We start from the raw sequence: 23,500 nt of genomic DNA, 5'->3' as shown, positions 1-23,500 counted from the left end.
GGGGCGGGGCCCAATGTTGTGGTTTTATCCCCTCCGTGGATTAAACCATAATCGGGCCGCGGGGGGGGCCTTAAACGCCCGCTGTTTCGCCCCACCCCGGCGCTTTCTTTGGTTGAGCCCACAGAGCCCCCCGAGAGACAGCCACAGAAGACCCCGAGGGGCCCGCAGCCAGTGGAGACTGCGGGCCCCTCGGGGTATCTGCCTGAGCGCCTGAGAGGACTACTCGCCCTCGTCCCGGCGGAGGCCGGGCTTCAGGTCCTTGAAGCGGCCGAGCAGGCCGTTCACGAACGAGGGCGACTCGTCCGTGGAGAACTCCTTGGCCAGCTGGACGGCCTCGTCCAGGACGACGGCGTCCGGCGTCCCGTCGACCCAGACCAGCTCATAGGTGCCGAGCCGCAGGATGTTGCGGTCCACGACCGGCATCCGGTCCAGGGTCCACCCGACGGCGTACTGGGCGATCAGCTCGTCGATGCGGGCGGCCTTGGCGGCGTACCCCTCGACGAGCTCCATCGTGTACTCGCTCACCGGCGGCTGCCGGGTGTCGGACCGCGAGTGGCGCACCCAGTCAGCGAGCACCGTCAGGACGTCGGCGCCGCGCTGATCGGCCTCGAAGAGGATCTGGAAGGCTCGCTTGCGGGCCGTGTTCCGAGCAGCCACGGTTAGCTGTTCACCCGGCCGAGGTAGCCGCTGTCACGGGTGTCGACCTTGATCTTCTCGCCGGTGGTGATGAAGAGCGGGACCTGGATCTGGTGGCCGGTCTCCAGGGTGGCGGGCTTGGTGCCACCGGTGGAGCGGTCGCCCTGGACGCCCGGCTCGGTCTCCTGGACGACGAGCTCGACGGCGGCCGGCAGCTCGACGAAGAGCACCTCGCCCTCGTGCTGCGCGACGGTGGCCGTGAAGCCCTCGATCAGGAAGTTGGCGGCGTCGCCGACGGCCTTCTTGTCGACGTGCAGCTGGTCGTACGTCTCCATGTCCATGAAGACGAAGTAGTCGCCGTCCATGTAGGAGAACTGCATGTCGCGCTTGTCGATCGTGGCCGTGTCGACCTTGACGCCGGCGTTGAAGGTCTTGTCGACGACCTTGCCGGACAGCACGTTCTTGAGCTTGGTGCGCACAAAGGCAGGGCCCTTGCCGGGCTTGACGTGCTGGAACTCGACGACGGACCAGAGCTGGCCCCCGTCGAGCTTGAGCACCAGGCCGTTCTTGAGGTCGTTCGTGGAAGCCACGGTTGCGGAATCTCCTGGACTGACGATGGACGACCCCGGGGCACGCGCATCGCTCAAAGAGCTAGAGCGCGAGCAGTTCCTTGGTCGTAATGGTGAGTAGCTCGGGTCCGCCGTCCGCCTCGGGGCGCACGACGAGCGTGTCATCGATCCGGACCCCGCCCCTGCCGGGGAGGTGAACCCCCGGTTCGACGGTGACCGGCACGCAAGCGTCCAGTTTACCCATGGCCGCGGGCGCCAACTGCGGGTCCTCGTCGATTTCGAGCCCCACACCGTGGCCGGACAGCGGAGCGAGCCCGTCCGCGTACCCCGCGGAGTCCAGGACCTGCCGCGCCGCGTGGTCCACGTCCCGGTAGGCGGCACCCGGCTTCAGGGCCTCCCGCCCGGCCCGCTGCGCCGCGAAGACCAGGTCGTACAGCTCGATCTGCCAGTCGGCGGGCGAGGTCCCGATGACGAACGTACGGCCGATCTCACAGCGGTAGCCGCGGTAGTTCGCGCCCAGGCACACGGAGAGGAAGTCGCCCTCCTCGACCCGCCGGTCGGACGGACGGTGCCGGCCGCGCCCCGAGTTCGGGCCGGTGCCGACGGAGGTCGGGAAGGCGGGACCGTCGGCGCCGTGGTCGACGAGGCGGCGCTCCAGCTCCAGGGCGAGGTGCCGCTCGGTCCGCCCCACCAGGATCGATTCGAGGAGCTCGCCCAGGGCCTGGTCGGCGATCTCCGCCGCGATGCGCAGACAGGAGATCTCCTCCTCGTCCTTGACGAGGCGCAGCTGCTCGACCGCCTTGCCCAGGTCCGTGAGGCGCAGCCGGGCCGCGACCGAGTCCAGGGCGCGGTGGCGCGCGACGGTCAGATGGTGCTCCTCCACGGCCAGGGACTCGACGCCCCGCGTGGCCGCGAGGTCGGCGCCCGCCACGGCGGCGTCACCCCCCGGCGTCTGCAAGAGCTGCACGCGCAGCGACTCGTCGGGCCGCCCATCGCCCTGCTCGGCGCCGGGCGGGCGCGTGCACAGGAGCAGATCGTCGTCGCCGCCGCGCCCCAGCAGGACCACGGCGCCGTGGGGCGCCGCACCCGCGAGATAGCGGACGTTGGCCGGGCGGGAGACCAGGGCCGACGCCGCTCCGCCCGCCGTGCACTGTTCCCTCAGCCGCTCCCTGCGCGCCGCATACACCTCTGACATGGGGCGAGCCTATGAGCGGTGGCGGGCCGGGGCCGCTTCAGCGCGTCCGACCGGGCGGCGGGGACGTCTGTGCTAGCGGGTGCCGGGCCGGGGAGTGCCTCGGCTGAACCGTTCCTGCCGGGTTGGTGGCTACCACTGGGGCGGGCTGGCGATGGAGCGGGCCAGCACGTCGTCCAGGACGCGGGCGGTGGCGGGCACGTCCAGCTGGGAGTTGTCGATGATGGGCAGCCCGGAGCCGTACCAGCCCGCCATCCGGCCGTGGATGCGGGCCACTTCCTCGTCGGTGAGGCGGCGGTTTCCGCTGCGCTGGGCGTTGCGCTCCAGGACGATCTCCAGCCCCGGCAGCAGCACGACGGGCAGCAGCCCCGGCCCCACATGCCGCTTCCAGCCACCGAGCCCGACGACCGGCCGGTCCGGGAAGACGGCGTCGTCGAGGATGCAGGAGATGCCGTTGGCCAGGAAGTTGCGCGCGGCGAAGCCACAGGTGCGGCGGGCCAGGCGGTACTGCGCCTCGGAGTTGTCGTTCCAGCCGGACTGGGGGTCGGCGAAGCCGGAGCGCACCCACTCCCGTACGTCGTCGAGGCTGATGTGCGCGGTCGGCACCCTGCGGTGCTCGGCCCAGAACTTGGCGACGCTCGTCTTGCCCGCGCCCGCGGGGCCGATCAGGAGCACGGCGAGCGTGGTGGCGCCGGTGTCGGCCTGGGCCAGTCCGGGCGGCGGGCTCGGCACGGCGACCGGGCCGCCGGGCGGGAGTTGGACGTGTCCCGTGGTGTCCGGGGTCGGCGGGATCTGCGCGTGCGGGGGCGCCGAAGCGTGCTGTGCGGGGGCGGCCGGGCCCACGGGGGCGCCCGCGAAGCCGGGTGCGGGGCCCGGGGCCGGAGCGCCGGGGTGGTGCGCTGCCGGGGACCAGGCGGTGGCCGGTCCGTGCCCCGGCTGAGGGGGCGGCGGCAACGGAGACCCCACTGCGTGCTGCATCCGGTGCCACTCCGTCTCGTACGTCTGACGCTGGTCGGGCGGCCGGGGCCGCCTGCGTACTGAACGGTACCTGCCCCGGCCGACGTTGTGTGAACGGCCGGGGCAGGGTTGGAGTGCCCGTGGCTGGTTTATTACCAAGCGGTACGGGGCGTGATCACTCGCCCACTTCTCCGTAAGCGGCGAGCAGCACCGCCGGGTCCGGACCCTCCAGGACCGTGGGCTTGGCCAGGCCGTCGAGGACGATGAAGCGCAGCAGGTCGCCGCGGGACTTCTTGTCGACCTTCATGGTCTCCAGGAGCTTGGGCCACTGGTCGTAGCGGTAGCTCAAGGGCAGGCCGACGGACTCCAGGACGGTGCGGTGGCGGTCGGCCGTCGCGTCGTCCAACCGCCCGGCGAGACGGCCGAGTTCGGCCGCGAAGTGCATGCCGACCGCGACGGCGGCACCGTGGCGCCACTTGTAGCGCTCGTTCTTCTCGATGGCGTGCGCCAGCGTGTGCCCGTAGTTGAGGATCTCGCGACGGCCCGACTCCTTCAGGTCGCCGGAGACGACCTCGGCCTTCACCTTGATGGAGCGCTCGATGAGCTCGGCGGTGTGCGGGCCCGCCGGGGTGCGGGCGGCCTCGGGGTCGGCCTCGATCAGGTCGAGGATCACCGGGTCGGCGATGAAACCGGCCTTGATGATCTCCGCGAGCCCGGACACGTAGTCGTTGACCGCGAGCGAGTCCAGGGCGGCCAGGTCGCACAGCACGCCCGCGGGCGGGTGGAAGGAGCCGACGAGGTTCTTGCCCTCGGCGGTGTTGATGCCGGTCTTGCCGCCGACCGCGGCGTCCACCATGGCGAGCACCGTCGTCGGTACGGCGATCCAGCGCACCCCGCGCAGCCAGGTCGCCGCCACGAACCCGGCGAGGTCGGTGGTGGCGCCGCCGCCCACGCCGACGATGACGTCGGTGCGGGTGAAGCCGGACTGGCCGAGCGCCTTCCAGCAGTACGCCGCGACCTCGGCCGTCTTGGCCTCCTCGGCGTTGGGCACCTGGATGGCGACGGCCTCGAAGCCCTGCTCGGCGAGGTCGGCGCGCAGCGCGTCACCGGTCTCGGCGAGCGCCTCCGGGTGGATCACGGCGACGCGCTTGGCCTGCTTGCCGATCAACGCGCCCAGCTCACCGAGGAGTTGGCGCCCGACGAGGACCTCGTACGGGTCGGTACCGGCCGTCCCGCCGACCTGGATGCGGGTGGGCGTCTGCTCCGTCATGCCTGCTTCAACTCCAGTGCGTCGAGGACCGCCTGGGCGACCTCTTCGGGGGTGCGCTCGTCGGTGGCGACGACGACGCGCGCGACTTCGGTGTACAGGTGGCGGCGGGCCTCCATCAGCTCGCGCCACTGCTTGCGCGGGTTCCCGACCAGCAGGGGCCGCGCCTGGTTGAGGCCGGTGCGCTTGACCGCCTCCTCGACGTCCATCGAGAGATAGACGACAGGCAGCGGGGCGAGCAGCGCGCGGGTCCCCTCGTCGAGGATCGCGCCGCCGCCCAGGGCGAGCACCCCGTCGTGCTCGGCGACGGCGGCGCGCACCGCGGCCCGCTCGAGGTCACGGAAGAAGGGCTCGCCCTCGTCGACGAAGATCTCCGAGATCTCCCGGCCCTGCGCGGCCACGATGTCGGCGTCGGTGTCCCGGTAGCCGCAGCCGAGCCGCTCGGCGAGCAGCCCGCCCACCGTCGACTTGCCCACGCCCATGGGCCCGACGAGCACGACCAGCGGGCCGCCGTCCGGCAGGGCGCTCACCGGTACTGCAGGTTGTCGAGGTACGACCGCACGTTGCGCCGCGTCTCGGGCACGCTGTCGCCGCCGAACTTCTCGGCGACCGCGTCGGCCAGGACGAGGGCGACCATCGCCTCGGCGACGATGCCCGCGGCCGGGACCGCGCACACGTCCGAGCGCTGGTGGTGCGCCTTCGCGGCCTCGCCGGTGGCCACGTCGATGGTGGCGAGGGCGCGCGGCACCGTCGCGATGGGCTTCATCGCGGCGCGCACGCGCAGCAGTTCACCGGTGGTCAGCCCGCCCTCGGTGCCGCCGGAGCGGCCGGAGGTGCGCTTGATGCCGTCCTCGGTGGTGACGATCTCGTCGTGCGCCTGGGAGCCCGGCACCCGCGCGAGGTCGAAGCCGTCGCCGACCTCGACGCCCTTGATGGCCTGGATGCCCATGAGGGCGGCGGCCAGGCGGGCGTCCAGACGCCGGTCCCAGTGCACGTGCGAGCCGAGGCCCACCGGCACCCCGTACGCGAGGACCTCGACGACACCGCCCAGGGTGTCGCCGTCCTTGTGGGCCTGGTCGATCTCCGCGACCATCGCCTTGCTCGCGTCGGCGTCCAGGCAGCGGACCGGGTCGGCGTCCAGCTTCTCGACGTCGGCGGGGGTCGGGTAGACGCCGTAGGGGGCCTTGGCGCTCGCCAGCTCCGTCACATGGCTGACGATCTCGATCCCGGCCGTCTCCTTCAGGTACGAGCGGGCCACGGCACCGAGGGCGACCCGGGCCGCGGTCTCCCGGGCGGAGGCGCGCTCCAGGACCGGACGGGCCTCGTCGAAGCCGTACTTCTGCATGCCCGCGAGGTCGGCGTGACCGGGCCGGGGGCGGGTCAGCGGCGCGTTGCGGGCCACGTCGGCGAGGATCGCGGGGTCGACCGGGTCGGCCGCCATGACCTGCTCCCACTTGGGCCACTCCGTGTTGCCCACCATGATCGCGACCGGAGAGCCCATGGTCAGGCCGTGGCGTACGCCGCCGAGGAAGGTGACCTCGTCACGCTCGAACTTCATCCGGGCGCCGCGGCCGTAGCCGAGGCGGCGCCGGGCCAGGTGATCCGCCACCATGTCGGTGGTGATCGGGACGCCGGCGGGAAGTCCCTCCAGCGTCGCGACAAGTGCGGGTCCGTGGGACTCCCCCGCCGTCAGCCAACGCAACCTGCTCAACGGTGCTCCTCCTGCTCGCGCCCGGCACGGCTTGTGGCGCGACCGGGTGCGCGGCCCCGGCCCGCCTTGCCCCTAGATCCTCCCACGACTGGACGCCTGTCCTGGTCGCCGGTCCACTGGGCGGACGGCCGGATGAGCCCGGATGAGCCACGGGCGTGTACGTCAACGAGCGGCCAGCGCCCGCTCCCCCGCGGTACGCATCGCCCCGAGGGGCGCGGTGGGAACCCCCGTCATCTGCTCGACCTGGAGCACCGCCTGGTGCACAAGGAGGTCGAGCCCGCTGACGACGGCGCCGCCGTACCCCGACCAGCGGGCCGCGAGCGCGGTGGGCCATGGGTCGTACAGCACGTCGAAGAGGGTCAGGGGGCGCTCCGGGACCGCGGCAGCGAGGGCGTCCGTGGTGCCGGACGGGGTCGTGGCGATCACCAGCGGCGCGGTGAGGGCCTGCTCGGCGTCCGCCCAGTCGGCGGTGCGGACCTCCACGTCGAGCCGCTCGCCCCACTGCCGCATCTCGGCGGCGCGCTCGGCGCTGCGTACGTAGGCGACGACCTCCCCCGTGCAGATCCGGGCGAGCGCGGCCAGGGCGGACGAGGCGGTGGCGCCGGCGCCCAGGATCGCGGCGGACTCGACCTGCTCGATGCCGCGCTCGCGCAGCGCGGCGACCATGCCGGGGATGTCGGTGTTGTCGCCGACACGGCGCCCGTCATCGGTGAACACGACGGTGTTGACCGCCTCGACGGAGGCCGCCGTCTCGGTGACCTCGTCGACCAGGGGGATCACCGCCCGCTTGAGCGGCATCGTCAGCGAGAGCCCCGCCCACTCGGACCCGAGCCCGCCGAGGAAGCCGGGCAGGGCCTCCTCGTCGACCTCGAACCGGTCGTACGACCAGTCGTCGAGTCCCAACTCCCCGTACGCGGCGCGGTGCAGCACCGGGGAGAGGGAATGCGCGATCGGCGAGCCGAGCACGGCGGCCCGGTTCCTGGACTGGCTCATCCCCCGTTTAGCTCCTCTTGATATTTCTTGCGGTTCTGGTTCTGCTCTTCGTTCGTCTCCGCGAAGAGCGTCTTGTCCTCGCTGACCGAGACGAAGTAGTACCAATTGCCCTTGGCCGGGTTGAGCGCCGACTTGATGGCCTCTTCGCCGGGGTTGCCGATCGGTCCGGGCGGCAGGCCCTTGATCTTGTACGTGTTGTACGGGTCGTCGACCTTGCGGAGTTCGTCGACGGAGCCGAGCCCCAGTTTCGACGTGCCCTTCAGGTAGTTCACCGTCGAGTCGAAGTCCAGGAGGCCGTAGGTCTCGGTGTTGTTGGGCTTCAGGCGGTTGTAGACGACGCGGGCGACCTTGTCGAAGTCGTGCTTGTACTTGCCCTCGGCCTGGACGAGGCTCGCGACGGTGACGAGCTGCAGCGGGTTCTTCAGATGCAGGTCCGCGGCCTGCTTCTCGACGCCCAACTCATCGTATTCCTGGGCGGCTTGGGCGACCATCTTCTTCAGGACGGCCTCGGGCTTCTGGCCCTTGGCGACCGGGTAGGTGCCCGGGAAGAGGAAGCCTTCGAGGCGGTCCTTGACGTCCTTGCCCATGTTGCTGGTCGCCCAGTCCGGAAGGCCGAGGCTCTTCCATTCCTTTTCGGCGACCTTCTTGGTGGAGCCCTCGGACAGTTCGAGGCGCGCGTCGATCAGCTTGTACACCGAAGCGTTTCGGCTGCCCGGTGTCACGATGAGATTGCTCTGGCTCTTCGGGCTGAGCATCAATTCGACGGCGGACTCGGCCGACATCTGTTTCTTGAGCGTATAGACGCCCGCCTGAATGGACTGGCCGTCCGGATTCCGTTTCTGCGCGGAGACGAAGGCGTCGACGCTCTTCACCACTCCGGCGTCCTTCAGGGCCTGGCCGATCGCATAGCCGCCGGAACCCTTGAGGATTTCCACGGTGGCCTGACCGGTTCCGTCGCCCGAATAGTCCGGGGCATTGCCGAAACGGTCCTGGTAGAACTGATAGCCGAAATAGCCGACGCCGCCGAGGCCGCCCGCGAAGACCAGGGTCACCACGAGACAGGCACAGCCGCTGCGGCGCTTCTTCGGCTTGCGGCCACCGCCGCGCCCCCGCCGGTCGCCCCCGCCGCGACGGCTGCGCGACTCGTCGTCGTAGTCGTCCTCGTCGTCGTTGCCGCCCGCGAAGAAGGCGTGCTCGCCCTGGTCGGGGCCGGGGTCCCAGTCCGTCTCCGGCTCCGGTTCGGGGGCCGGGCGGCGACGGCCGGGGGGCTCGGGCGGCGGGTAGGCGTCGGGCGTCCCGTAGTAGTCGGCGCCGTCTGTGGGGTAGCCGCCGGGGTGGCCCCCGTACGGGTCCACCGGGTCACCGCCGTAGGGAACGTGGCCGTGCTGGCCGGTGTCCCAGCCGCTGCCGTGGCCGCCGGCGTACTGCTGCTGCCCATAGCCCTGGGGCTGTTGCGGGTGTTGCTGTCCGTAGCCCTGCTGCTGTCCGGTGGTCCAGTCGTCGTACTGCGCTTGCTGAGGGTGCTGAGGATGGTGCGGCTGCTGCGGGTGGTACTGCCCCTGGCCGCCGTAGGGGGGCTGGCCACCGACGGCCTGCTGCCCTCCCCATCCGCCGTCCCCGTACAACGGGTCCTCCGGATGCCACGGTTCGGAGCCTGGGCCCCGGCCATACTCAGTCATCGATCCCCTACGAGCCGCGAGGCGGGGGCCGCTGTCTGGATTCCAGGGCAACCGATCCGCCTCTTGATGCTGTGCGGCAGCTGTTCGAACGCCGCCGCATCGCGCGGAACGTTACCGTATCGCGATCAGATGACCACTTCGACGCCCTCGCCCGGAGCTTTACCTGACGCCCGTTCGGACTCCAATGCCTGCTGAAGGATGATGACGGCGGCCGCCTGATCAATGACAGACCTGCCCTTTTTGGACTTCACGCCGGAGGCGCGCAGCCCCTGACTGGCCGTCACTGTGGTCATCCTCTCGTCCACGAGCCTCACCGGAACGGGTGCGATTCCAGCCGCGAGCTCCTGCGCGAAGCCCCGTACCTTGACGGCGGCCGGGCCCTCGCTCCCCTTGAGGGAGCGAGGGAGTCCGACGACGACCTCGATCGGCTCGTACTCCTCGACGAGTTGGCGAAGGCGGCGGTGGGCGGCCGGGACGTCGCGCCCCGGCACGGTCTCCACCGGCGTCGCGAGGATCCCGTCGGGGTCGCACGAGGCGACCCCGATGCGGGCGTCACCGACGTCGACCGCCAGGCGACGGCCCCGGCGGATGCCGTTCGCGTCGGCCATCAGGCGGTCTCGGTGACCAGGCGCTCGACGGCGGCGATGGCGTCGCCGATCGCGGCCGGGTTCTGGCCGCCGCCCTGGGCGACGTCCGGCTTGCCGCCGCCACCGCCGCCGAGGGTCTTGGCGGCCGTGCGGACCAGGTCGCCGGCCTTGAGGCCGCGCCCGCGGGCGGACTCGTTGGTCGCGATGACCGTCAGCGGCTTGCCGTTGACCGTGGAGAACACGGCGACGACGGCCGGGCGGTCACCAGGGATGCGGCCGCGCACGTCGAGGACCAGCTTGCGCAGGTCGTCGGCGCCCGTGCCGTCCGGCACCTGGCCGGTGACCAGGGCCACGCCGCGTACGTCCTTGGCGCCCTGGGCGAGACCGGCGGCGGCCTGCAGGACCTTCTCCGCGCGGAACTTCTCGATCTCCTTCTCGGCGTCCTTCAGCTTGGCGAGCATGCCGGAGATCTTCTCGGGGAGCTCCTCGGGACGGCCCTTGACCAGCTCCTGGAGCTGGGCGACGACCGTGTGCTCCTTGGCGAGGAAGTGGTACGCGTCGACGCCGACCAGGGCCTCGATGCGGCGCACGCCGGAGCCGATGGAGGACTCGCCGAGCAGCTTCACCAGGCCGAGCTGGGCGGTGTTGTGCACATGCGTGCCGCCGCACAGCTCCTTGGAGAAGTCGCCGATGGTCACGACGCGCACGCGCTCGCCGTACTTCTCGCCGAACTCCGCGATGGCGCCCTGCTTCTTGGCCTCGTCGATGCTCATGACCTCGGCCTGGACGTCGAGTTCGCGGGCCAGGACCTCGTTGATCTTCTGCTCGACGTCCGTCATCACGGCCGTGGGCACGGCCGACGGGGAGCCGAAGTCGAAGCGGAACCGGCCCGGTTGGTTCTCCGAACCGGCCTGGGCGGCCGTCGGGCCGAGGGCGTCGCGCAGCGCCTGGTGCGTGAGGTGCGTGGCCGAGTGGGCGCGGGCGATGGCGCGGCGGCGGTGGGAGTCGATCGTGGCCCAGACCGGGGCACCGACCGTGATCTCGCCGACCTGGACGACGCCCTTGTGGACGTGCACGCCGGGCACCGGCTTCTGCACGTCGCGGACCTCGACGACGGCGCCGCTGTCGGTGCGGACGCGGCCGGTGTCGCCGATCTGGCCGCCGCCCTCGGCGTAGAACGGGGTGCGGTCCAGGACGAGTTCGACCTCGTCGCCCTCGGTGGCGGCGGGCGAGGGGACGCCGTTGACCAGGAGGCCGACGATCGTGGCCTCGTTCTCCGTGAGGGTGTAGCCGGTGAAGTCCGTGGCGCCGGAGCTGTCGGCGATCTCACGGTAGGCGTGCAGGTCGGCGTGGCCGGTCTTCTTGGCCTGGGCATCGGCCTTGGCGCGCTCCCGCTGCTCCTTCATCAGGCGCCGGAAGCCCTCTTCGTCCACCGAAAGGCCCTGCTCGGCGGCCATTTCGAGGGTGAGGTCGATCGGGAAGCCCCAGGTGTCGTGGAGCAGGAACGCCTTGTCGCCGGAGAGGACGGTGCCGCCGGCGGCCTTGGTCTCCGTGACCGCGGTGTCGAGGATGTTCGTGCCGCCCTTGATGGCCTTGAGGAAGGCGGCCTCTTCGGCGAGGGCGACGGTCTCGATGCGCTTGCGGTCGGTCTCCAGCTCCGGGTACTGCCGGCCCATCGACTTGATGACCGTGTCGACGAGTTCGAGGACGACCGGACCCGTGGCGCCGAGGAGGCGCATGTTGCGCACGGCGCGGCGCATGATGCGGCGGAGCACATAGCCGCGGCCCTCGTTGCCCGGCGTGACGCCGTCGCCGATGAGCATGACCGACGTCCGCATGTGGTCGGCGACCACGCGCAGGGAGACGTCCGAGCCGTGCTCGGCGCCGTAGCGCACACCGGTCAGCTCGGTGGCCTTGTCCATGACGACGCGCAGGGTGTCGGTCTCGTACATGTTCTGCACGCCCTGCAGGATCATGGCGAGGCGCTCGAGGCCGAGACCGGTGTCGATGTTCTTGCTCGGCAGCTCGCCGAGGATCTCGAAGTCCTCCTTCGAGGTGCCCTCGCCGCGCTCGTACTGCATGAAGACGAGGTTCCAGATCTCCACGTACCGCTCGTCGTTGACGGCCGGGCCGCCCTCGACGCCGAACTCGGGGCCGCGGTCGTAATTGATCTCGGAGCAGGGGCCGCAGGGTCCGGGCACGCCCATGGACCAGTAGTTGTCCTTCTTGCCCAGGCGCTGGATGCGCTCGGCCGGGACGCCGACCTTCTCGCGCCAGATCCGCTCGGCCTCGTCGTCGTCGAGGTAGACGGTGACCCAGAGCCGCTCCGGGTCCAGGCCGAAGCCACCCTTGTCCTGGGGCGTGGTGAGCAGCTCCCAGGCGTACGTGATGGCGCCTTCCTTGAAGTAGTCGCCGAAGGAGAAGTTGCCGCACATCTGGAAGAACGTGCCGTGGCGCGTGGTCTTGCCGACCTCTTCGATGTCGGGCGTGCGCACGCACTTCTGGACGCTGGTGGCGCGGTCGAACTCCGGCTTGACCTCACCGAGGAAGTACGGCTTGAAGGGCACCATGCCCGCGGGGACCAGCAGGAGAGTCGGGTCGTCCGCGATGAGCGACGCCGAAGGGACGACGGTGTGACCGCGCTCCTCGAAGAAGCTCAGCCAGCGGCGGCGAATTTCAGCCGACTCCATTAGTGGTCCTCATTCCGGTTGTACGAGTACGTCGTGTTCTCGAGGTACTTCGTGTGCTTGGTGCTGTGGTTCTCGATCACGGCGAAGCGGCGCTGCGCGGGGAGTTCGGGCTGCTCGTCCAGGCCGAGGGCCTCGCCGAGTTCGGCCTCGCGCTCGGCCATGCCGTCGCGGACGTCGAGCGCGAAGTCCTTGAGCCGGTGGCCCGCTTCGATCGCCTTGTTCGCCGCCTGCGCGGCCAGGCTCTCCGGGGTCAGCTGCTTGAGCTTGCGGTTGACCTTCGTGGTGGCCCAGACGCCGGCGGCGGCGCCCGCGGTGAACCAGAACGTACGGCGGAACATCGCTGCCTCAGGCTCTCTTTCCCCGGTTGTTCTCCCGCTTGCTCCGCTTCGACTTGCGTGCGGCCGGGACGGTGCGGCCCACGATCACCGTACGACGGGACGGCTTGGCGGGCATTTCTTTTCCTTCGGGCCCCGTCTTACGACCGAGGGCCCGGCGCACTCCGTAGCCGAACGCGGCCACCTTGACGAGGGGGCCGCCGAAGGTGGAGGCGACCGTCGTGGAGAGCGCCGACGCGTTCGACGTGACTTCCTGGACGTCCGAGGCGATGGCGTCGACGCGGTCGATCTGGGTCTGTGCGGAGCGGACCGCCGTCGAGGCGTCGGCCAGGAGCGGGACGGCCTGCTCGGTCACGTCCGCCACCAGCTTCGTGGTCGCCTTGAGCGTCTGGGCCAGCCTCACGAGCGCCACCGCGAGGAAGGAGACCAGGATCGCCCAGAAGACGGCCACCAGGATCCCGGCCACCTCTCCACCGGACACTCGGCACCGCTCCCTGAATCGTCCCTGAACATCGAACCTGAACATCGAAAAGTCGTCCCCCGACCCTATCGCGCCGGGCCTGCCGCTCCGTACCGCATTAGGGGTCGCTGGTGCGGGAGTTGTGAGAAGTGATTGTACGGAGTGCTTACGCATGAGTACGCTCCGTACCCCATGCGACGCCCTCAGCGCCCCGGCAACGGCCGAAACGATGTCCCCAGCCCCGCACCCGCCCCCGCCGCCCCTCTCGGGGACACCCACGAGGGCGCCCCTCAGGAGGATTTAACACCCGCCCCGGGCAACCTCCCGCCCGAGCTCACCTCCTTCGTCGGACGCAGCGCCGAACTCGCCGAGCTCGCGGCCGCGTTGGCCGCCCGGCGCCTGGTGACCGTGACCGGGGTCGGCGGCGTGGGGAAGTCCCGGTTCGCCGTGCGGGCGGCCGTCGGGGCGGAGTGCGCCGACGGCGTCTGGCTGGTGGAGCTGGCCGCGGTGCGCGACCCGGACCTGGTGGACCACGCCGTCGCCGACGCCCTGCGCCTGACCGACCACACCAGCAGGGCGCCCCGCCGGGTGCTGCTCGACCACGTCGCCGACCGTGAACTCCTGCTCGTCCTGGACGGGTTCGAGCATCTCGTCGACACCTGCGCCTCGCTCGTACGGGATCTGCTGCGGCACTCCCGCGGGCTGAAGGTCCTCGCGGTCGGGCGCCGCCCGCTCGACCTCGAGGGGGAACGTCTCTTCCCGCTCGCCCCACTGCCCGCCCACGACGCGATCGCGCTCTTCGCGGACCGTGCGACGGCGGGCCTGCCCGGCTTCGCCGTCGACGACGGGCACCGCGCGGACGTGGTGGAGCTGTGCGACCGGCTCGACGGGATCCCGCTGGCCCTCGAACTGGCCGCGGGACGGCTGCGGGCGCTGTCGCCAGGACAGCTGGTCGCCCGGCTCGACGACCGCTTCGGGCTGCTCTCGGGCACCCGCCGCGACGCCCTGCCGCGCCACCAGACCCTGCGCACGGCGATCGGCTGGAGCCACGAGCTGTGCACCCCGCGCGAGCGGCTGCTGTGGGCCCGGCTCTCGGTGTTCTCCGGCCCCTTCGACCTGGAGGCCGCGGAGTACGTGTGCGGCGGCGACGGGGTGCACGCCGACGACGTCCTGGACGTGCTGAGCGAGCTGCTCGCCCAGTCCGTCGTGGGCCGCGAGGAGGGACCCGGCGGGGCGCGCTTCCGGATGCTCGACACCGTCAGGGCGTACGGGGCGGAGTGGCTGGAGGCGCTCGGGGACACCGAGCGGATGCGGCGCCGCCACCGCGACTGGTACATGGGGCTCGCCACCTGGTGCGAGCTGGACTGGTTCTCGCCCCGGCAGGCCGAGGTCGCCGCCCTCATCGAGGGCGAACTGCCCAATCTGCGCGCCGCGTTGGAGTTCTGTCTGACCGGCCCGGACGAGGCGCGGATCGGCCAGTACCTCGCCGGCACGCTCTGGTTCTACTGGGTCGGCTGCGGGCGCCTGGCGGAGGGACGGCACTGGCTCGGGCGGGCCCTCGAGCTCGAGGGCGGCCATGACGACGCGCGCCTGAAGGCGCTGTGGGTGCTCGGATACGTGGCGGTCCTGCAGGGCGACACGGTCGCGGCGCTCTCCGCGCTGCAGGAGTGCAAGGACGAGGCGGAGCGCACCGACAGCCCGCTCGCCTCGGCGTACGCGGTGCACCGCATCGGCTGCCTGGCCCTCGTCACCGACGACATGCCCCGCGCGGAGCGGCTGCTGCGCGACGCCATGGAGCAGTACCAGGAGATCGGCGAGCTCAACAGCAACGTCCTGATGGGCCAGGTCGAGCTGGCCATGGCGCTCGCCTTCCAGGGCTCTCTCGAAGCAGCGGTGGAGCTGTGCGAGGAGGTGCGCCGGGTCTGCGAGGACCACGGGGAGCGCTGGGCCCTCGCGTACGCCCTCTATGTCCTGGGCTACGCGGCCTGGACCCGCGGCGAGGCGGAGACCGCGCGGGAGCTGCTCGCGCGCTGCCTCCGCCTGGACCACGCCTTCAACGATCTGCTCGGCACGGTCCTGGCCATGGAGCTGCTCGCCCTGTTCACGGCGGCGGAGGGCGACCCGGAGGAGGCGGCGGTGCTGCAGGGAGCGGCCTCACGCATCTGGCCGTCGGTGGGCCTGCCGCTGTTCGGCTCGGGCTTCTTCGGCGGCCCGCACGCCCTGTGCGAGACCCAGGCCCGCGAGGCGCTCGGCGACACCCGGTACGAGGAGTGCGTACGGGCCGGGGCCCGGCTCGGCACGGACGCGGCGGTGGCCCGGGCGCTCGGACAGGTCCCCGAGAACGAGCGAACCCGCCGCCCTGCCCACCACGAAGGGCGGGAAGGCGACGGGCTGAAGCAGGGAGAGCTACGTCCGGGTCAGCGGGCGTAGTACTCGACGACGAGCTGCTCGTCGCAGATCACGGGGATCTCCTTGCGGTTCGGCTCGCGGTCCAGGCGGAAGGCCAGGGCCTTCAGGTTCACCTGGAGGTAGCGCGGCGTCTCGCCCTCGGGGGCGAAGCCACCCTCGCGGGAGACCTGGAAGAGGGTCTTCTCGCGGGAGCGCTCACGGACCATGACGACGTCGTCCGGCTTGACGCGGAAGGACGGCTTGTCGACCTTCTGGCCGTTGACCTCGATGTGACCGTGCACGACCATCTGGCGGGCCTGGTAGATCGTGCGGGCGATGCCCGAACGCAGAACCAGGGCGTCGAGACGACGCTCCAGCTCGATGACCAGGGCCTCACCGGTCTTGCCCTGCGTCTTGGCGGCACGCTCGTAGGCGCGGACGAGCTGGCGCTCGGACACGTCGTACTGCGCGCGCAGACGCTGCTTCTCGAGCAGACGGACCTTGTAGTCCGAGTTCTGCTTGCGCCCACGGCCGTGCTCGCCCGGCGGGTAGGGGCGGGCCTCGAAGTACTTGACGGCCTTCGGGGTCAGCGCGATGCCGAGGGCACGCGACTTCTTGACCTTGGGGCGGGACTGGTTCGGCATGAACCAACCTCTCTGTTCTCAGTGAATTCGGCTTCACCAGTGGTTAGGGGAGGTCGCAATCCGCAGCCTGGGAAACCTCATGAACCGTGGCTCATGGGGCAGCCGCTCCCTGGTCTGGGCACTATGTGCAGCACGCGAGTGGCCCACCGACCGATTCCCGGGGCTCCGAGATGGTGGTGGGCTGCCCGCGACACCTTCGACGGTGCGCGACGCTCCTGGATCCCCGGGCCTTGCGGCGGTGGGGTTCCGGCTGGATGTCCCGCTCTGGTGGTGCCGGTACGGGACCGGGCACGGGACGCAGCGTTTGGAAATTCTACAGGACTACTGAGGGCACGTTGCCAGGAGGTCCTGGAGGGCGAGCTTCTCGGGGGCCGTGACCGTCAGGCGGTACTTGGCCTTGATGCCGGTCCAGCGGCGCGCGTACTCGCACCAGTATTCCTTGCGCGGCGGCTTCCACTTGTCCGGGGTCTGGCTGCTCTTCTGGTAGTTCGTCTCCTTGTCGGTGGCGAGCAGCACGTCCAGGTCGTTGGCATACTTCAGGCGCTCGGCCGGACTCCAGGCCCAGGCCCCGGCCCGCCAGGCGGCGCCCAGCGCGACCACGTGGTCGGTCTGGATCTGCGAGGCACGGCGGTAGTAGTACGGCAGTTCCTTGCCGGTGTACGGGTCGTGCAGGGTGCCGGAGATCACCACGCAGGGGTTGCGGTCGCCCTCGCGCAGGTTCTTCAGGTCGCGGCGCAGGACGTCGTCGCGGGTGTCGCAGCCGTTGCGGCCGCCCGGGGCGTCGGTGTCGTCGCTCCAGCCCGCGCCGAACTCGGAGCGCTTGTACGTCTGCCAGTTCTTGCCCCACGCGACCTCCAGCTTCGCGAGCTGTTCGCGGGCCTGGGCGGGGGTCGGCGGGAAGCCGGGGCTGGCGAGGGGGACGGAGGACGGGGCGGGGGTGCGGGTGGGCTCGGCGCTCGCCTCGCGGGAGGTCGTGGGCGTGGCCTTCGGAGTGGCTTCCGGCGTGGCCTTCGTGGCCTTCGGTGTGCCGAGGCGAGCGTCGGCGCGCTCCAGCTGGGGCGGCTGGCAGGCGGTGGCGGCGGCCACGGCCAGCAGGAGCAGCGCCCCGGTGGCCCTGCCGACTGCTCTGCCCATGGCGCCGAGCGTAGGCGGGCCGGGGGCGGAACGCCTCCCGGAGTCAGGCGCTGCCCGGAGTCAGGCGCCGCCCGAGGGCTGCTCGCCCTTGAGACGCTCACGGACCCGCTCCACCACGTCCGCGTACCGGGACTCCGCCCCGTACCTCGTCGGCTGGTAGTAGCGCTTGCCCTCGATGGCGTCCGGCGCGTACCGCTGGGCCGCGATGCCGCCCGGCACGTCGTGCGGATACACATAGCTCTGGGCGTGGCCGAGCTTGGCGGCGCCCTTGTAGTGGCCGTCGCGCAGATGGGGCGGTACGGGGCCCGCGAGGCCGCCGCGGACGTCGGCCTGGGCCTGCTGGATCGCGAGCGTCGCGGCGTTCGACTTCGGGGCCAGGGCCAGGGCGATCGTGGCGTGGCTGAGCGTGAGCGCCGCCTCCGGGAAGCCGATCATGGCGACGGCCTGGGCCGCGGCCACGGCGGTGGGCAGCGCCGTGGGGTCGGCGAGGCCGATGTCCTCGCTCGCGGAGATCATCAGGCGGCGGGCGATGAAGCGGGGGTCCTCGCCCGCCTCGATCATGCGGGCCAGGTAGTGCAGCGCCGCGTCCACGTCCGAGCCGCGGATGGACTTGATGAGGGCGCTGGCGACGTCATAGTGCTGGTCTCCGGCCCGGTCGTACTTCACGGCCGCGCGGTCGACCGACTCCTCGAGGGTCTGGAGGGTGATCTCCTGCTCGCCCTTGGAGAGCGCGGCGCCGGCGCCCGCCTCCAGCGCCGTGAGCGCCCGCCGTGCGTCGCCGCCCGCGATGCGCAGGAGGTGCGCCTCGGCCTCGTCCGGCAGGGAGACGGCGCCGCCGAGGCCGCGCTCGTCGGCCAGCGCGCGGTGGAGCAGGCCGCGCAGGTCGTCGTCCGTGAGCGGTTCGAGGGTGAGCAGGAGGGAGCGGGAGAGGAGGGGGGAGATCACCGAGAAGTACGGGTTCTCCGTGGTCGCCGCGATCAGGGTGACCCAGCGGTTCTCCACGGCCGGGAGCAGGGAGTCCTGCTGGGCCTTGCTGAAGCGGTGGATCTCGTCGAGGAAGAGGACGGTCTCCTTGCCGTGGCCGCCCATCGCCCGGCGCGCGCCGTCGATGACCGCACGGACCTCCTTCACGCCCGCGGTGATCGCCGAGAGCTCCACGAAGCGCTTGTTGGTGGCCTTGGAGACCACGTACGCCAGGGTCGTCTTGCCGATTCCGGGCGGGCCCCACAGGAACACGGAGGAGGGCCCGGCCGGGCCGCCACCGCCCTCCCCCACGAGGCGCCGCAGAGGCGAGCCCGGCTTCAACAGGTGCTGCTGGCCCACGACTTCGTCGAGCGTGCGCGGGCGCATCCGGACGGCCAGGGGGCTGCTGGACGGGTCCTTCTCCTGGCGGTCTTCGGCTGCGGCGGTGAACAGGTCGGGCTCCACGTCAAGAACCCTATGTCACCCCACTGACAATCCCGCCGGGAGGCGGTGACGGGCGGATCCGGGGGCCCTCAGGCCCAGAGGTCCGCACCCCAGCGCGTCAGGATCAGCATCGCGATGACGCCGATGTGCATGACCGGCAGCGCCCACGTGAAGTCCGCCAGGAAGCTCTTGGCCCAGCCCGGCGCGGGCAGGAAGCCGTTGCGGATGTTGAAGGACGTGACGTACCAGAACATCAGGAGCGTGGCGACCCAGGCCAGGCAGCACCACAGGCAGAGCGCGTTGATGTGGTACAGCGACTGGATCATCAGCCAGGTGCAGAAGCCGACTCCGAAGAGCGTGCCCGCGTTGAACGTCAGCCAGTACCAGCGCGGGAAGCGGGCCCGGGCGAGCAGGCTCATGCCGACGCCGATGACGACGGCGTACGTGGCCAGGCCCAGCATCGGGTTCGGGAAGCCGAACGCCTCCGCCTGCTCGCTCTTCATGATGCTGCCGCAGGCCACGACGGGGTTGATGCTGCAGCCCGGCTGGAAGTTCGGGTCCTTCAGGAGCTCGAACTTGTCCAGGGTGATGACCCACGAGGCGAGCAGTCCGGCGGCGCCGGTGATCACAAGGAGGAGGGCGAACGCGCGGCTTCCGCCCACCGCCCGGGGAGCGTCCGTGCCCTCCGCGTCGGAAGAGACACCATCCTTCGCTGACATCGTTTTGCTCATCACGCCGTTCCGTCGGTCGAGTTCGGTCGGGTTCCGGGAGGGGTCATTCTGCCGCACACGCCTGTGTGCCCACCCGGGTGCCGACCCTTCCTTGAACATAACCAGACACGGGCAGGGCTCCCGGAACGCCCGATTCGGCGGGACGATCACGCTCATGAGCGAACACGGGGCGGAACGCACAGAGAAGCTGGCGATCGACGTACAGGGGCTGCGCAAGCGGTACGGGGACGTGACCGCCGTCGACGGCATCGACCTCGCCGTCCGCCACGGCGAGGTCTTCGGCATCCTGGGCCCCAACGGCGCGGGCAAGAGCACCACCGTGGAGATCCTCCAGGGCCACCGCACCCGGGACGGCGGCGAGGTCTCCGTGCTCGGGGCGGACCCGGGCTCCGGCGGCCGGGCCTGGCGCTCCCGGGTGGGCATCGTGTGGCAGGACGAGTCGGCGCCCGCCGAGCTCACCGTCCAGGAGACCGTGCGGCACTTCGCCCGCTACTACCCGAGCCCGCGCGACCCCGACGAGGTCATCGACCTGGTGGGGCTCGACGCCAAGGCGGGCAGCCGCGTCAAGGCGCTGTCGGGCGGACAGCGGCGCCGGCTCGACGTGGCGCTCGGAGTGATCGGGGACCCGGAGCTGCTGCTGCTCGACGAGCCGACGACGGGCTTCGACCCGGCGGCCAGGCGGCAGTTCTGGGAGCTGATCCGGCTGCTCGCGGACGAGGGCACGACCATCGTCCTGACCACGCACTACCTGGAGGAGGCCGAGGCACTCGCGCACCGCCTCGCGGTGATCGCGGCGGGCCGCGTGGTGGCCGAGGGCACCCCCGAGGAGCTGCGTCACCGCTTCGGCTCCGAGGCGACCGTGGAGTGGCGCGAGCGGGACGGCACCCCGCGCCGCGAGCGCACCCCCGCGCCGACCCGCACCGTGGTCGGCCTCATGGACCGCTTCGGCGGCGAGATCCCCGGCCTCACGATCAGCCGCCCCACCCTCGAGGACGTCTACCTGCGCCTGACCGGCCGGCCGGAACGGGAGGACGCCCGATGACCACAGGAGCCACACCCACACCCGCCACCACGCCCACAGGTGCCGCCGCGACGCGGCCGCCGCTGCCCGGTGCCTGGTCCCTCGGGCGCGGCCGGGGCGCCCTGGAGCTCAAGGAGTTCTTCCGCGAACGCGGCCAGGTCGTCTTCACCTTCGCGTTCCCGATCGTCTTCCTCTTCCTGTTCGCGTCGATCTTCAGCGACGACGTGGAGGGTGCCGGTGTCACGGCCTCGCAGCTCTACGTGGCCGCGCTGATCGCCGCGGGCATCATGTCGACCAGCTTCCAGTCCCTCGGCATCTCCATCGCCCTGGAGCGCGACCAGAAGGTACTGCGGCGCCTTCGGGGCACGCCGATGCCGCCGACCGCGTACTTCCTGGGCAAGGTGTGGCTCGTCCTGGTGACGGGTGTCCTGGAGACCACGATCCTGCTCGCCGTCGGCACCACCGTCTACGACGTGAACCTGCCGGGCAGCGCGAGCAAGTGGCTGACCTTCGGCTGGATCTTCGTCCTCGGCCTCACCGCGTGCACCCTGCTCGGCATCGCGATCAGCAGCGTCCCGAAGTCGGCGAGCAGCGCCAGCTCGGTGGTCGTCCTGCCTTTCCTGGTGCTGCAGTTCATCTCCGGGGTCTACATCCCCATCAACACGATCCCCGACTGGATGCTGAACATCGGCGCCCTGTTCCCGCTGAAGTGGATGTGCCAGGGCCTGCGCGGGGTGTTCCTGCCGGAGTCGGCCGCCGTCCTTGAACAGACGGGGAGTTGGGAGTACGGGCGCGTGGCGCTGGTCCTCGGCGCGTGGTGCGTGGGCGGGCTGGTGCTGTGCCTGCTGACGTTCCGGTGGAAGAACCGCGGGGAGTCCTGACCTCCGTACGACAAGGGGAGTTCGGACCTCCGTACGTACGACAAGGAGAGCCCGTGCAACAAGGAGGGCCCTGTTTCGCGAAACAGGGCCCTCCTTGTGTACGTGTGTACGTCCCTACGCCAGCTTCGCCTTCAGCTCGGCCACGACGGCGTCGACCGCGACCGCCGACTGCTCGCCGGACTCCATGTCCTTGAGCTGTACGACGCCCTCGGCGAGGTCGCGCTCACCGGCGACGATCGTGAAGCGGGCGCCGGAGCGGTTGGCGTTCTTCATCGCGCCCTTGAGGCCCTTGCCGCCGAAGGCGAAGTCCGCAGCGATGCCCGCCCGCCGCAGCTCCGTCACCGCGCGGAACAGCACCCGGCGCGCCTCCTCCCCGAGCGGGACCGCGAACACGCTGGTGGACGCGGGCAGTTCGAGCTCGATGCCCTCCGCCTCCAGGGCGAGCACCGTGCGGTCCACGCCGAGGGCCCAGCCGACGGACGGCAGCGCGGGGCCGCCGAGCATCTCGGACAGGCCGTCGTAGCGGCCGCCGCCGCCGACCGCGGACTGCGAGCCGAGGCCGTCGTGCACGAACTCGAAGGTGGTGCGCGTGTAGTAGTCCAGGCCGCGCACCAGCTTCGGGTCGTCCTCGTAGGCGACGCCCTCGGCGGTCAGGATCTCGCGGACCTGCTCGTGGTACGCCTTGCACGCGTCGCACAGGTAGTCGCGCAGGAGCGGGGCGCCGACCAGCTGCTTCTGGACGTCGTCACGCTTGTCGTCGAGGACCCGCAGCGGGTTGATGTCGATGCGTCGACGCGTCTCCTCGTCCAGGTCCAGGCCGCGCAGGAAGTCCTGGAGGGCGGCGCGGTAGACGGGCCGGCACTCCTTGTCGCCGAGGGAGTTGAGCAGGATGCGGAAGCCGCGCAGGCCGAGCGCCCGGTAGGACTGGTCCGCGAGGATGATCAACTCGGCGTCGAGAGCCGGGTCCTCGGCGCCGATCGCCTCGGCGCCGACCTGCGAGAAGTGGCGGTAGCGGCCCTTCTGCGGACGCTCGTAGCGGTAGTACGAGCCCGAGTACCAGAGCTTGACCGGGAGGTTGCCCGCCTTGTGCAGGTTGGCCTGGAGCGCCGCGCGCAGCACGGACGCGGTGCCCTCGGGGCGCAGCGCGAGCTGGTCGCCGCCCTTGGTCTCGAAGGCGTACATCTCCTTGGTGACGATGTCGGTGGACTCGCCGACGCCGCGGGCGAACAGCTCCACGTTCTCGAAGCCGGGCGTCTCGATGTAGCCGTAGCCGGAGTTGCGCAGCGGGGCGGCGATGGCCTCGCGCACCGCGAGGTACTTCGCGGAGTCCGGCGGGAGCAGGTCGTAGGTGCCCTTGGGGGCGCTGAAGGTGCTCACTGGAGAAGTCTCGTCACATTCCTCGTCGAGGGGCGGACGTCTCGTCCGCGCCCAGGCCGGCCGCCACCTGCCGCAGATACGGGTTGGTGGCGCGCTCCTGGCCGATGGTGGTCTGGGGGCCGTGTCCCGACAGGACCACGGTCGAGTCGTCGAGCGGCAGGCACACGCGGCCCAGCGACTCGAGGATCTCGGTGTGCGATCCCCCGGGGAAGTCGGTGCGTCCGATGGAGCCGGCGAACAGCAGGTCGCCCGAGAAGAACACCGACGGGATGTCCGCGGCCTCGGGCAGCTGGAAGGTCACCGACCCCTTCGTATGGCCCGGTGCGTGCGCGACCGTGAAGTCCAGACCGGCGAGCTGCAGCTCCGCGCCGTCGGTCAGCTCCTTCAGGTCGTCGGGCTCCCCCACGGTCAGCTCGCCCATCAGCTGCGTGCCGAGGGACCGGCCGAGGGCCTTCTCCGGGTCGGTCATCATGAACCGGTCGGCGGGGTGGATCCAGGCCGGTACGTCATGGGCCCCGCACACCGGGACGACCGAGGCGACGTGGTCGATGTGGCCGTGGGTGAGGACGACCGCGACGGGCTTGAGCCGATGCTTCTTGAGTGCGTCCTCGACTCCCTGGGTGGCCTGGTGGCCCGGGTCGATGATCACGCACTCCTCACCGGCGGCGGGGGCGACCAAGTAGCAGTTGGTGCCCCAGGCCCCGGCGGGGAACCCGGCAATGAGCACGATCGTCCTTCATTCGTCGTCGGCGGGAGGCTGCCGCGCATCCCCGGTGCCTTTCGGCCGGAGATTGCTGCAGATCAGAGCCTACCGGCGCTGCCGATTCCACAGGTAACCCAT

Annotated in this window: 22 protein-coding genes; 3 read left to right on the top strand and 19 right to left on the bottom strand. The window is 71.1% G+C overall.

Features of this window, described 5'->3' with window-relative positions; translation table 11 throughout:
• Nucleotides 1-219: 219 nt before the first annotated feature.
• The 13 genes from nusB to ACFWYM_RS28740 form a co-directional block, all read right to left on the bottom strand.
• Nucleotides 220-657, bottom strand: a complete 438-nt coding sequence (nusB, locus tag ACFWYM_RS28800; protein WP_384843447.1) for a transcription antitermination factor NusB — start codon at nt 655-657, stop codon at nt 220-222.
• Nucleotides 658-659: 2 nt separating this feature from the next.
• Entirely contained in the window at nt 660-1,226 is a 567-nt protein-coding gene (gene efp, locus ACFWYM_RS28795; protein ID WP_384843444.1) for an elongation factor P, read from the bottom strand.
• Between the two features lie 61 nt (nt 1,227-1,287).
• The gene (locus tag ACFWYM_RS28790) at nt 1,288-2,400 is read right to left on the bottom strand and encodes an aminopeptidase P family protein (protein ID WP_384843441.1); all 1,113 of its coding nucleotides are present in this window, start codon (nt 2,398-2,400) and stop codon (nt 1,288-1,290) included.
• 129 nt (nt 2,401-2,529) lie between these two features.
• Nucleotides 2,530-3,375: a Pro-rich N-terminal domain-containing protein gene (locus ACFWYM_RS28785; RefSeq protein ID WP_384843438.1), complete on the bottom strand. Its 846-nt coding sequence runs from the start codon at nt 3,373-3,375 to the stop codon at nt 2,530-2,532.
• A gap of 154 nt (nt 3,376-3,529) precedes the next feature.
• Nucleotides 3,530-4,624 carry a 3-dehydroquinate synthase gene (aroB, locus tag ACFWYM_RS28780; RefSeq protein WP_384843435.1) on the bottom strand — a complete coding sequence of 365 codons (1,095 nt, stop codon included), beginning with the start codon at nt 4,622-4,624 and terminating at the stop codon, nt 3,530-3,532.
• Nucleotides 4,621-5,103, bottom strand: a complete 483-nt coding sequence (locus ACFWYM_RS28775; protein ID WP_384843458.1) for a shikimate kinase — start codon at nt 5,101-5,103, stop codon at nt 4,621-4,623. Before ACFWYM_RS28775 ends, aroB begins: the two co-directional genes overlap by 4 nt.
• Nucleotides 5,104-5,147: 44 nt before the next feature.
• Entirely contained in the window at nt 5,148-6,332 is a 1,185-nt protein-coding gene (gene aroC / locus ACFWYM_RS28770) for a chorismate synthase (protein ID WP_384843432.1), read from the bottom strand.
• 162 nt (nt 6,333-6,494) lie between these two features.
• Nucleotides 6,495-7,325 carry a shikimate dehydrogenase gene (locus ACFWYM_RS28765; protein WP_384843429.1) on the bottom strand — a complete coding sequence of 277 codons (831 nt, stop codon included), beginning with the start codon at nt 7,323-7,325 and terminating at the stop codon, nt 6,495-6,497.
• Nucleotides 7,322-9,004: an endolytic transglycosylase MltG gene (gene mltG, locus ACFWYM_RS28760; protein ID WP_384843426.1), complete on the bottom strand. Its 1,683-nt coding sequence runs from the start codon at nt 9,002-9,004 to the stop codon at nt 7,322-7,324. The genes ACFWYM_RS28765 and mltG overlap by 4 nt, the downstream gene beginning before the upstream one ends.
• 125 nt (nt 9,005-9,129) lie before the next feature.
• Nucleotides 9,130-9,594, bottom strand: a complete 465-nt coding sequence (ruvX, locus tag ACFWYM_RS28755) for a Holliday junction resolvase RuvX (RefSeq protein ID WP_384843456.1) — start codon at nt 9,592-9,594, stop codon at nt 9,130-9,132.
• A 17-nt stretch (nt 9,595-9,611) separates the two neighbouring features.
• Complete coding sequence (gene alaS / locus ACFWYM_RS28750) at nt 9,612-12,281, bottom strand: alanine--tRNA ligase (RefSeq protein ID WP_384843423.1); 2,670 nt, start codon at nt 12,279-12,281, stop codon at nt 9,612-9,614.
• Nucleotides 12,281-12,619 (bottom strand): DUF6167 family protein, encoded by a 339-nt coding sequence (locus tag ACFWYM_RS28745; RefSeq protein WP_384843420.1) that lies wholly within the window; start codon nt 12,617-12,619, stop codon nt 12,281-12,283. The genes alaS and ACFWYM_RS28745 overlap by 1 nt, the downstream gene beginning before the upstream one ends.
• 7 nt (nt 12,620-12,626) lie before the next feature.
• Nucleotides 12,627-13,097 carry a DUF948 domain-containing protein gene (locus ACFWYM_RS28740; RefSeq protein ID WP_384843417.1) on the bottom strand — a complete coding sequence of 157 codons (471 nt, stop codon included), beginning with the start codon at nt 13,095-13,097 and terminating at the stop codon, nt 12,627-12,629.
• Nucleotides 13,098-13,268: 171 nt separating this feature from the next.
• Between ACFWYM_RS28740 and ACFWYM_RS28735 the strand changes: the two genes are divergently transcribed.
• Entirely contained in the window at nt 13,269-15,506 is a 2,238-nt protein-coding gene (locus ACFWYM_RS28735; protein WP_384843414.1) for an ATP-binding protein, read from the top strand.
• Here ACFWYM_RS28735 and rpsD read toward each other — a convergent pair.
• The 4 genes from rpsD to ACFWYM_RS28715 form a co-directional block, all read right to left on the bottom strand.
• On the bottom strand, nt 15,494-16,108 hold the full coding sequence (gene rpsD / locus ACFWYM_RS28730) for a 30S ribosomal protein S4 (RefSeq protein ID WP_384843411.1): 615 nt from the start codon (nt 16,106-16,108) through the stop codon (nt 15,494-15,496). The two genes, ACFWYM_RS28735 and rpsD, sit on opposite strands and share 13 nt — an antisense overlap.
• Before the next feature lie 321 nt (nt 16,109-16,429).
• Entirely contained in the window at nt 16,430-17,242 is an 813-nt protein-coding gene (locus ACFWYM_RS28725; protein ID WP_384843407.1) for a DUF1524 domain-containing protein, read from the bottom strand.
• A 60-nt stretch (nt 17,243-17,302) separates the two neighbouring features.
• Nucleotides 17,303-18,670, bottom strand: a complete 1,368-nt coding sequence (locus ACFWYM_RS28720) for a replication-associated recombination protein A (protein WP_384843404.1) — start codon at nt 18,668-18,670, stop codon at nt 17,303-17,305.
• Nucleotides 18,671-18,738: 68 nt separating this feature from the next.
• Nucleotides 18,739-19,380: a vitamin K epoxide reductase family protein gene (locus tag ACFWYM_RS28715; RefSeq protein WP_384843401.1), complete on the bottom strand. Its 642-nt coding sequence runs from the start codon at nt 19,378-19,380 to the stop codon at nt 18,739-18,741.
• 154 nt (nt 19,381-19,534) lie between these two features.
• Between ACFWYM_RS28715 and ACFWYM_RS28710 the strand changes: the two genes are divergently transcribed.
• Both ACFWYM_RS28710 and ACFWYM_RS28705 read left to right on the top strand, forming a co-directional pair.
• Nucleotides 19,535-20,422: an ABC transporter ATP-binding protein gene (locus ACFWYM_RS28710; RefSeq protein ID WP_384843398.1), complete on the top strand. Its 888-nt coding sequence runs from the start codon at nt 19,535-19,537 to the stop codon at nt 20,420-20,422.
• Entirely contained in the window at nt 20,419-21,282 is an 864-nt protein-coding gene (locus ACFWYM_RS28705) for an ABC transporter permease (RefSeq protein WP_384843395.1), read from the top strand. The genes ACFWYM_RS28710 and ACFWYM_RS28705 overlap by 4 nt, the downstream gene beginning before the upstream one ends.
• 114 nt (nt 21,283-21,396) lie before the next feature.
• Here ACFWYM_RS28705 and hisS read toward each other — a convergent pair whose 3' ends face one another.
• Nucleotides 21,397-22,659, bottom strand: a complete 1,263-nt coding sequence (gene hisS, locus ACFWYM_RS28700) for a histidine--tRNA ligase (protein WP_384843392.1) — start codon at nt 22,657-22,659, stop codon at nt 21,397-21,399.
• A 13-nt stretch (nt 22,660-22,672) separates the two neighbouring features.
• A complete protein-coding gene (locus tag ACFWYM_RS28695) occupies nt 22,673-23,386 on the bottom strand; it encodes an MBL fold metallo-hydrolase (protein WP_384843389.1) in 714 nt (237 codons plus the stop codon).
• Between the last annotated feature and the right edge of the window lie 114 nt (nt 23,387-23,500).

Source organism: Streptomyces sp. NPDC059009 (assembly GCF_042740175.1).
Lineage (GTDB): Bacteria > Actinomycetota > Actinomycetes > Streptomycetales > Streptomycetaceae > Streptomyces.
The sequence above is the reverse complement of the archived record's forward strand: the minus strand, read 5'-3'. Positions and strand labels throughout refer to the sequence as shown.